This is a genomic window from Sellimonas sp. (genome assembly GCF_047234585.1).
GTDB classification, from domain to species: domain Bacteria; phylum Bacillota; class Clostridia; order Lachnospirales; family Lachnospiraceae; genus Sellimonas; species Sellimonas caecigallum.
On record NZ_JBKSWG010000026.1, the window covers coordinates 20,643 to 31,610 of the forward strand.

Genomic DNA, 10,968 nt, shown 5'->3' on the forward strand with positions numbered 1-10,968 from the left:
CAGTATCAGAGAAAAATCGGATTGCTCCACGCTGTCTTTCCGTACCGATCTATACATTTTACTCTCACATATTTCTCATGTCCTTTGAGGGTATACTCGCCGCTTTGTATCGTTTCATCCACGGAACTGCAGACGATAGATCCCCCGTCATTGATACAGTTTCCGACGATGAAATCGATACGGTACACCGGGCTGGATGTGACATATGCCCTTCCGTCCCGGATACCCCAGTCATAGATCTCTGGTCCTGATGAAGAATAGTAATTTCCAGCCATCATATTTTTTATGATCTCTTCATGGGAAAGTATGTCCGCTTTCACGACAATATATCCGCCGCAGGCATCTTCCACGATGCCGTCATTGTGATTGTCATCGGACGCAAGTGCAAAAATCCTCTTTCCTTCCCTCAGCATCACGTCCCAGTACGTCTCATCATACCCTGTCGCGCTTTCGTTGACTGTACCGTAATTGTAGATTTCCAGAGCCCAAAGGCCTGTTGTATGGATGAATTCCTCATCCCGCACTCTGGACCAGATCGGATGATTGTACGTTGCGATCATCCCTCTGGATGTCATCTCATCTGCCAGCTTCTGTGCCGCATCGGCTCCGTCCCATGTGCCGTAGTACTTGGCCACCGGATGTTTCTCCATATGTTGATACGGCTCTTTTTTTGCATGTTCCTGCATTTCTTTCGTGCCCAGGATTCCATGGATATGGTGTACTTTCTGCCTGAGCTTTGCGTCTTCTGACTCATAGAGAACCGCGAATGCTTCGAGCCCCGGCAGGATGATAAAGTCCTCACAGTCAAATTTTCCCCGATAATCGGTGTAAAGATCGTGTTCGGAAAAGCAGAGGAAGTGGTATCCATGCTCACGGAAAAGCTTTACTGACTCCTCAGGTGTGAGGCAGCCGTCGGAATTGACCGTGTGGCTGTGGAGATTTCCTTTGTACCAGTTTCCTCCTTCTGTGAATCCCGGTATCGTCAGGCTTGCAAGCTCTGCTTCCTTGAGATATTGATCTCGCATTTCTTGCGGAACAAGACTGCCCCCGGTCGCCCAGACAATCTGCACTGCATCTTTCATGACCGGCTCCAGCCCGTTTTCCTTTATATAAGTCTGAAATACCTCGTTTTCCGACAGAGCTTTTACCCCTTCGAATCCCGCACAGGCGCTTGGTTCAAGGAAGATCTCTTCCGTATCCATGAGAAGCTTCATGTATTTCAGAAGAGATCTGTCCTCCACCGTCACTTCGCCGCTTAAAACAGTCTCCATGATCTTCCCCGCAAATACGGAAGGGCGTCCCACCGCCAGACCGTCGGCATCGGTCTTTCCTGTAAGACCGATGTCCTGAACTGCGATCTCATTGTGGAGCCCCGAAGCCATGCCAAGAAGCATACAAGGCGCCTGGACCGGCTCCGCAAAAAAGCAGTGAACCGCATCGCCGAACACCCACTTGAGCCCGGCTGTGATGCCACCCGGCGCTCCTCCAACTCCGCACGGAATAAAGACGAACAAAGGATGCTCCTCATCCACCGTGATCTTCTTCTCATCGAGCTGCGCCTTCAGCCGTTTCCCCGCTGTCGCATAACCGAGAAACAAAGTCCTGGAATTCTCATCATCCACAAAATAACTGTTTGGATCCTGATCAGAGAGAGCCCTTCCGCATTTTACCGCTTCCCCGTAATCCTGTTCATATTCTTTCACTTCCACACCGAATTTTCTCAGAAGTTCTTTCTTCCACTCTTTGGCGTCCGCGGACATATGGACGATCACGCGAAAGCCGAGTACCGCGCTGATGATGCCGATACTAAGACCCAGGTTTCCCGTAGAGCCAACCTGGATCGTGTAATTTTGAAATACCGCACGGTTTTCTTCCTCTCCCAGCACAGCATAGCTGTCCCCTTCTTTCAAAAGGCTGTGCTTCTTTGCAAGATCTTCCGCGTATTTCAGCACCTCATAAATTCCTCCTCTTGCCTTTACAGATCCCGCAATGGCAAGATGGCTGTCTTCTTTTAAAAGGAGTCTTCCCGGTATGGATGTGCAAAGCTTCTCCTCCATCGCCGATTTCATGTTCCGGATCTCTTCCAGAGGAGACTCGATCACGCCGTTTCTTTCTTTTGTCTCCGGAAAGTACCGAAGGATCAGAGGTGCAAATCTTTGCAGCCTCTCCTGAGCGTCATCAATCTCTTCCGGTCTGATTTCAAACACTTCTTTTTCCTCTTCCCAGGAGAGTTTCCCAGGATTGATCCATGCAAGCTCCCCGGCACCTGCAAGTTCCCTTACTATTAGATTGTCTTTGATCTTATCTGCCGTCTTCTCCATCTTTTCCTCCATGTGACAAAAGAGTACACCCCATATAACATGAACCGTACTCTTTGATCTTTCTATATATTCATTTTTTCTTGGATCGCTTTCCAGGCTTCATCGTCGATTTCTTCATCCCGGAACAGCTTCCTTTTATCCTCCTCCGTGATCTTTCGGATGACTTTACACGGATTTCCAGCTGCCACTGACCAGTCTGGTATATCTTTTGTCACAACGCTCCCCGCGCCGATCACGACATTGTCTCCGATCCGCACTCCCGGACAGACTACTGTGTTGCCGCCGATCCAGACATTATCTCCAATGACAACTTCTTTTCCATATTCGTAAGCGGAGTTCCGTGTGTCCGGATAAATCGGGTGCCCTCCCGTGTAGATGGCCACGTTTGGGGCAAGCTGACAGTTATCCCCGATCCTTACTTTCGCCACGTCCAGTATCGTACAGTTGTAATTTGCGAAGAAATTTTTCCCTACTTCAATGTGGGAGCCGTAATCACAGTAAAACGGCGGATTGATCCATGCCCCTTCGGATTTTCCAAGCAGTTCCTTTACCACTTCAGAAAGCCCGTCGAAATCCGAACGATCCATAAAGTTCAGTTTCTGCAAGAGTCTGCGGCATACAGCCTGTTCTTCCAGTACGGATCCGTCCGACACATATGCCATTCCTGCATCTCTTCGTTCTCTCATATTCATAATCGATACCTGTGCATTTCTTTCCTTTTTCGTCTATTTCCTGCGGATCAGTGTCCCGTTTTTCTCAAGGACTCCATCTTTATACCTCCGCGCAAAGAGGATTTCTCCTTCTTCCTTTACTGACACATCGGCATCCGAACAGTTCAGCAGTACTTCAATGGAATGTCCGTATCCGTCCAGTTTCACATACTCTACGAGACGCGGCTCATCGTATGTCTCCGGAAAGTGGAAATGCGGGCTTCTTGTCATCGGTTCCTCTTTTCTGAGGGCGATCAGCTTTTTCATCTCCCGGATCTTTTCCTGGTTTTCTTCTTCATCCAGAAGATCCCACGGCATACATCTCCTGCAGTCCGGGTCGTGACCGCCTTCCATGGCAATTTCTGTCCCGTAATAGATACAAGGGCTTCCCGGCATCGTAAACAATACGGCAAGCTGCTGGTAAAAAAGATCCAGATCATGGAACCGGTTCATGAGGCGTTCTGTGTCGTGGGAATCCAGGAGATTGAACAGGACGTTGTTGCACTGCTGCATGTACATCGTATAACAGCGGTTGATCATGTAGGCAAAATCCCGTTTCCCCATAGTCTTATCGATAAAAAAGTCGTGAATGCCGCTCATGAGCGGATAATTCATAACCGAATCGTACTCATCCCCCAAAAGCCACTGACTTGCGTCATGCCATATTTCCCCAAGCAGGTAGATATCCGGTTTGATGGCTTTTACATGTTCCCGGACGATCTTCAAAAACCGGTGGGAAATCTCGTTTCCTACGTCAAAACGGATCCCATCGATGTCGTAATCCCGGATCCATCCTTCCACAACAGTACAGAAATAGTCGATCACTTCTGGTTCGTTTGTATTGAGTTTTGGCATACCGTCGGCAAATGCAAAGGAATAAAATCTGCCGTCCCGTGTGCTGGCCTTCTTCCCGATCTGGGACCAGTCATTGACCATAAACCACCCTGCATACCGGGAGTTTTTTCCATTTTTCAGCACATCCATCCACGGTGCAAACTTTCTTCCGCAGTGGTTGAAGACGGCGTCCACCATGACGCGGATGCCGTTTTCATGGGCTTCTTTCACAAGACTTTCGAATTCCTTCTCATCTCCGAATGCCGGATCGATTTTCGTGTAATCTGTCGTATCGTACTTGTGATTGGATTCCGCTTCCATGATGGGATTCAGATAGATACCCGTGATCCCAAGCTCTCTCAGATACGGAAGCTTCATCCGTATCCCTCTCAGATTGCCGCCGAACCTCTCTTCATTTGTAACAGTACCTTCATTCCTCCATGGAAGGATATCCTCACTATTTTCTTCTGGCGTACCGTTGGCAAACCGGTCCGGAAAAATCTGATACCAGACCGTCTCATTGACCCACCCTGGGGTCCGGTTTACATCCGCCGGATTCATCCACGGGACGGTAAAGCACTGAAGCATCCGTCCGTCCATCTCCATCTGTTCTTTTGTGAGAAATCCATCCTCAAAATAGTACCAGACTTCATCTTCGGTGTGAAGTTCAAAATAATATTTGCATCTTTTATACTTTGGAACGAGGGTCGTCGTCCACCAGATCTGATGCTGCAGGTATTTTTTATAGACGATTTCTTCCTTCGTCCCGGTCCACTTTTCCTTTCCTCCGAGGATCCCTGCTTCAAAGGGATCCCCGTAGTACAGAAAGACCTTTTTTACATCATATCCGGTTTTCAGATTCACGATGAGTTCGTCCTCGTTGAGCGCATAGCTCATCTGCTCTGTCGTCTTATGATACACTCCGGTAAAATCCATCTTTTCCTATGCCCTTTCTGTCATCGCTTTCCTGTAACGCCGAAGCTGCTTTGCTGCCTCTTCCATATCCGGCATCCTCCACTCCCAGTTCGGAGAACCGACGGTGCCCGGTGTATTGATGTGTCCTTCTGCACCAAGTCCGAGAATGTCCGCCATCGGAATAATAGCGTATTCTGCTCTGCTTTTCCATGTATATGTAAGCAGACGATCCTTTACGGATCCCTGTTTGATCCCCTGTCTTGTGAGGAATCTCCGGACTTTCCGTCTGGCCGCTTTGCTTAAGCTTTCATACCACTGCATCAGCGTATCGTTGTCATGTGTCCCTGTGTAGATGATCATATTTTCTGCATCGCCGAAACTGTCGTAAGCGTATTTTCCTTTTGTCTCGATGCTGAACACAAGGATCTTCATTCCTTTCAGGTTGTAGTGATTTTTAAGAACGAGCACTTCCGGACGCAGTTCCCCTAAATCTTCCGCCACCAGATCAAGACCCGGAATCTTTGCTTTCAGCGTGTCGATCACTTCGTACCCCGGTGCCTCGATCCATTCTCCTTCAATGGCTGTCGGACAAGAAGCCGGAATCTTCCAAAATGTATCAAACGCCCGGAAATGATCGATCCGGATAATGTCAAACAGTTTCTGGCTGTATCCGATACGGTCCACCCAGAACTGATATCCGTTTTCTTTCATATAATCCCAATCATAAATCGGATTGCCCCATCTTTGCCCTGTGGCACTGAAATAATCCGGAGGCACACCGGCGATGAAGATCGGACGCCCATCTGTATCAAGAAGGAAGTTGCTTTTTCCGCCCCACACATCCACCGAGTCGATGCCCACATAGAACGGAACATCTCCCATGATCCGGATGCCTGCGTCATTGGCTGCCTTTTTTACTTCCATCCACTGGATGAAAAAGATATACTGAAGGAACATATGGTAGTCCGCTTCAATTTTGTTTTCCTCAGACAGTGGTGTCCGTCTATCCGGCCACTCTTTGTCTTCCTGTCTCCACTCATTCCAGCAGACATTTCCGTTGGCTTTCTTAAGGGCCCGAAAAACAGCGTATTCATACACCCACTCCTGATCTGCAAACGCTTTGTAATCTTCAGTCTCTTCAAACGCTGCAAATGCTTCTCTAAGATACGGTTCCTTGAATGCTCGTACCTGATCGTAGTCCACTTTTCTCTCCATCTCCCGAAAAGCAGGAGGCATTTCTTTTAAGAGTCCCTTCTCGTAAAGAGACTCGAGACTGATGAAAAGTTCGTCCCCTGCGCAGGATGAGTACGGCTGATACGGGGAGTTTCCATACCCTACCGGATTCATCGGTAGAATCTGCCAGATCTTTACTCCGTTGTCTTGAAGCTGCCGGATGAATTCATATGCATAAAAGCCAAGATCCCCCACCCCCGTCCGGGACGGGAGTGAAGATACCGGCATCAATATTCCTGATTCTCTCATATCTGTTGTCCTTCCTGTCTTTTTATAAATGCCAGATGTCTCTGTTGTATTCCGCGATCGTACGGTCTGATGAGAAGAATCCTGCCTTTGCGATATTGACAAGGGATTTCTTAGCCCAGGCCGTTTCATCTTCGTAATCTTCCAGCATCTGTTCTTTTGTCTTGATATACTCTTTGATATCCAGAAGTGTCATGAACCAGTCTTTTCCGACGATCTCTTTGTAAAGCCGTCCTAAGTTGACTGGATCTCCGATCATAATGAGCTCTTTGCTGATGATGAAATCCACCAGTTCTTCCACAAGCGCATCTTCCTCATAGATCTTTCTGGAGCAATATCCTGCTGTATCATAAAGCTTGATGACATCCTCAGATTTTGCACCGAATATATAGATATTGTCGTCGCCTACAAGCTCGTGGATCTCAACATTTGCCCCGTCTTCCGTTCCAAGCGTCACAGCGCCGTTCAGCATGAATTTCATATTTCCTGTTCCGGACGCTTCCTTGGATGCAAGGGAGATCTGCTCGGAAATATCGCATGCCGGGATGAGTTTCTCAGCTTTTGTGACATTATAGTTTTCCACCATCACGATCTTTAAGTACTTGCTTACTTCCGGATCACTGTCCACAAGTTTCTGGAGGCAGAGAATCAGGTGGATGATATCTTTTGCGATCGTGTACGCCGGAGCTGCTTTTGCCCCGAAGATCATTGTGATCGGACGTTTCGGCAGATTTCCTTTTTTAATTTCTTTGTATTTGTAGATGGCATACAGAGCGTTCATCTGCTGTCTCTTGTATTCGTGGAGACGTTTGATCTGGATATCAAAAATGGAGTTCTCATCAATATCAATATCCTGCGTCAGTTTCAGGTATTCTTTCAGGCTGATCTTTGCATTTTTCTTGATGCTTCTGAGTTTTTTCAGCACTTCCTCGTCATCTTTGTATGCCAGGAGTTTCTCAAGGTTTGCCGCATCGTGCTGGAATTCTGGTCCGATGAGCTCTGCGAGATAATCGGAAAGCTCATGATTGCAGTGTACGAGCCATCTGCGGAATGTAATGCCGTTTGTTTTGTTGTTGAATTTTTCCGGGTAAATGTCGTAGAACGGCTTCAGTTCGGATTCTTTTAAGATCTCCGTGTGAAGCGCAGCCACACCGTTTACCGCATATCCAAAATGGATATCAATATGCGCCATATGAACCCGGTCTTCTTTGTCGATGATGTAGACTTTTTCATCGTGGAAGTCTCTTCTTACACGTGCATCCAGGTCGCGGATGATCGGCATGAGATGCGGAACTACTTTTTCCAGATAGGAAACCGGCCATTTTTCCAAGGCTTCCGCAAGGATCGTATGGTTTGTGTACGCACATGTCTTTCTAACCACGTCTACCGCTGTATCCATGTTGAATCCTTTTGCCACAAGAAGACGGATCAGCTCCGGGATAACCATCGTCGGATGGGTATCGTTGATCTGGATCGATACGTGATTGTAAAGTTCATATAAGTTGTATCCTTTTTCTTCCGCCTCGGCAAGGATCAGCTGCGCTGCGTTGCTGACCATGAAATACTGCTGATAGATTCTCAGAAGACGGCCGTTCTCATCACTGTCATCCGGATAGAGGAAGAGTGTCAGGTTCTTTTTGATGTCGTTTTTGTCAAACTGGATACCGTCGTGAATAATGCTCTCATCTACTGTATCCAAGTCAAAGAGATGCAGTTTGTTGCATCCGCTTTCGTATCCCGGCACATCGATGTCGTACATGGTAGATGTCAGTGTAAAATCTTTAAACGGCACTTCAAAATGACGTTCCGTGCGGGTCAGCCAGCTCTTGTCCGTGATCCACGGATTCTTCTCTTCCCGCTGTTTATTATCCACAAATGTCTGGCGGAACAGACCGTCATGATAATTGAGTCCAACGCCGTCCCCCGGCAGTCCAAGGGTCGCGATGGAGTCCAGAAAACATGCGGCCAGACGTCCCAGTCCGCCGTTTCCGAGAGATGGTTCCGGTTCTGTCTCCTCGATGGCTGTGATGTCATGTCCGTATTTTTCCAGCACGTCTTTCGTCTCATCAAAAAGTCCAAGGTTGATCAGATTGTTGGATAAGAGTTTTCCGATCAGAAATTCGGCGGAGATATAATAAAGCTTTTTCTCCCCTTCGTTTCGTTTCATTCCCTGCATTTTCTCTTTTGTGATACATAAAAGCGCTGTGTAGATTTCTTCATTGGAAGCTTCTTTGATTCCTTTTCCGTATTTTTCCTGCAGTATCTGTTTTAATAACTGTTCCATATGTCTCTCCTTTCAGACGAATCTCTTTCTTACTTTTCAATTGCTTCGTATACTCTCAGGATCTCTCCCACACTCCATGCCTGTGCGAAACATCCTTTGGAAGACACCGGGTTTTCTCCGTCATATATCTCCGGAAGCTGCCCAATACATCCTTCTCTCATGGCGCTTTCTATCGTCTCCAGCATCTCTTTTACTTCTTCTTTTGACTCCATGGAGTATCCATGTACTTTCAGATAAGCGAGATACCACGCTCCAAGAGGGAACGTCCAGACAGTTCCCTGATGGTACGCCATGTCCCGTTCTTCCATCCTACCCCCGTAGAACGGATGGAATTCCTCGTCGGCTTCCTCCAGTGTGCGAAGCCCGTACGGTGTGTAAAGTGTCTCAAATACCGTCTCTACGATCTGCTTTTCCTGCTCCGGTTCCAGCATGGTAAACGGCATGGAAACTGCCCAGATCTGATTGCACCGCACCTGCGTATCTGCCTTGGTTCCAGATATAAGATCTTTCAGGCACTTCCGGTCATCCATCCAGAACTTCTTCCGGAAGGAGGCCTTTGCCTTCTTCGCCAGTTTCCTGTATTCAGTATAATCTTTTCCAAACATAGATGCAAATAATTCCATAATGCACAGAGCATTGTACCAATATGCATTGATCTCCACCGGTTTCCCGTGCCGAGGCGTCGGAAGGATCTCTCCCACCCGCACGTCCATCCATGTTACCTGCCAGAGGTCTTCCCCTGCCAGGATGAGTCCGTCTTCATCCATGCGGATGCCGTAGTGTGTGCCCTCGCGGTATTTCTCCACGATCCGTTCCATGACCGGCCACACTTCCCGCACAAAATCGGTATCTTTCGCCGCCTTATCATATAGGTACACACAGTTGATGAATAAAAGCGCCGCATCCACTGTATTGTACATCGGTTCCGTACCGCCTTCCGGGAAAAGATTCGGCATCAGACCGTCTTTTTCATGTACGGCAAATGTCCGTAATATCTCTTTTGCAGCGTCGTACTGTCCGGTGGAAATACATACTCCCGGAAGGGCGATCATCGTATCTCTTCCCCAATCCTCAAAAAAAGGAAATCCGGCAAGGATCGTCTTTCCATTCGTGGATTCTGCGGACTCATAAATCCCTCCATTTGCAAGGATTGTCTTTTCGCTCCCTGCATTTTCTTCCAGACAAGTGATGAGAACCTTCTTAAGCCCCAGCTCCTGGCAAAGAGGCAGTGCCTCTTTCAGCATCCTTTTTGCATAGCCTTTTCTCCGTTCGCTCGGACAGACGGAATAGCCAATATGACCTCCGTATTTTTCCAGATATCCGTTAAAGTAATGCCGGATCTGGATCACACCGAGGATCTTCTGATCCTGCTGCCTTACATAGGCATACTGCGTCGCAGAAACCCAATTTTCCGGGACATTCTCCTTTTTTTCATAAAGCCTGTTTTCTTTTATCCACTCAATGGGATCATTTTGCCGGAGGGAGCCTGTCCCATCCATCGAACTTCCGGCCTCCAGCAGCTCCTGTTTGAATGCTTCGATCTGCGCGGTGTATCGTTCATCCGGTTTCACTAAAGTACACATTGCGTCCTCCTCCGATGTTCTTTTCAAATATCGGTCGGTATAGGCACATACGGCAAAACATTTCCCACATAAATCCGTCTCGATCCCGGTGGCTTTCGTCATGATTTCTTTCTCTTTTCGGTAGCACGTCTCCACATCCACGATCTCTTCCCTTTCCATCCCGGCTTTCCAAAGCGTCCCTTTCAGCGCCTGTGCAGGACAGTTCTTCACACAAAGTGTACATCCGCCGCAGCGAGACTCATTGATGGAACAGTCATGTTCCAATGGTGCATCCGTGAACAGAGATGAGATCCTTACTGCCGATCCATATTGTTTTGTGACCAGGAGACAGTTCTTTCCGATCCATCCAAGTCCTGCCCTCGTAGCCACTGTTTTATGCGGGATCCGGGACTTTCTGTCCGGTCCAACCTCTACACGGTCGGTGGTCTGTGCCCACGCTTCATACCCTCTCTCCTTCAGGAATGCTTCTCCCGCAGTGACAATTTCATTGAGCTTGTTGTTCAGCTTATGATAGTATTCGCGGTATTCTTTTGTCGGAGCCTTCTTGAGATCCATGATCACATGCTTTGGTAGAGGTACTGCTACCGACACTCCTGTCGGCCATTTACAGTTTTCGACACCGTCCATATTTCCGATACCAACCAGGGCTGCCCCCTTTTCGTACAAATATTCTTTCAATTCCAAAGTCAGACTCATATCACATCCCCCTTTTCGCCAGATCAGCCTTTGTTGTAACGTATTTCTATTGTATCAATTTGTCTGTGTGCCGGCTAGTAGGAAAATAAAAAATAGGGTAGAGGGAGAGTAAAATCTCGCCCCTCCCGTTGAACCGTACGTACGGG

The 10,968-nt window shown here is 47.8% G+C and carries 6 protein-coding genes; all 6 read right to left on the reverse strand.

Annotated features, from left to right (window positions below; translation table 11 throughout):
* Nucleotides 1-5: 5 nt before the first annotated feature.
* The gene (locus ACLROL_RS10215) at nucleotides 6-2,321 is read right to left on the reverse strand and encodes a D-serine ammonia-lyase (protein ID WP_413067770.1); all 2,316 of its coding nucleotides are present in this window, start codon (nucleotides 2,319-2,321) and stop codon (nucleotides 6-8) included.
* A 62-nt stretch (nucleotides 2,322-2,383) separates the two neighbouring features.
* Complete coding sequence (locus ACLROL_RS10220; RefSeq protein ID WP_087201049.1) at nucleotides 2,384-3,013, reverse strand: sugar O-acetyltransferase; 630 nt, start codon at nucleotides 3,011-3,013, stop codon at nucleotides 2,384-2,386.
* A gap of 33 nt (nucleotides 3,014-3,046) precedes the next feature.
* Nucleotides 3,047-4,801, reverse strand: coding sequence for a glycoside hydrolase family 13 protein (locus tag ACLROL_RS10225; protein WP_413067771.1), 1,755 nt, complete (start codon nucleotides 4,799-4,801; stop codon nucleotides 3,047-3,049).
* A 6-nt stretch (nucleotides 4,802-4,807) separates the two neighbouring features.
* Nucleotides 4,808-6,262 (reverse strand): 4-alpha-glucanotransferase, encoded by a 1,455-nt coding sequence (gene malQ / locus ACLROL_RS10230; RefSeq protein ID WP_287447936.1) that lies wholly within the window; start codon nucleotides 6,260-6,262, stop codon nucleotides 4,808-4,810.
* Nucleotides 6,263-6,284: 22 nt separating this feature from the next.
* A complete protein-coding gene (locus ACLROL_RS10235; protein WP_087210970.1) occupies nucleotides 6,285-8,543 on the reverse strand; it encodes a glycogen/starch/alpha-glucan phosphorylase in 2,259 nt (752 codons plus the stop codon).
* A gap of 29 nt (nucleotides 8,544-8,572) precedes the next feature.
* Nucleotides 8,573-10,822 (reverse strand): GNAT family N-acetyltransferase, encoded by a 2,250-nt coding sequence (locus ACLROL_RS10240; protein WP_413067772.1) that lies wholly within the window; start codon nucleotides 10,820-10,822, stop codon nucleotides 8,573-8,575.
* Between the last annotated feature and the right edge of the window lie 146 nt (nucleotides 10,823-10,968).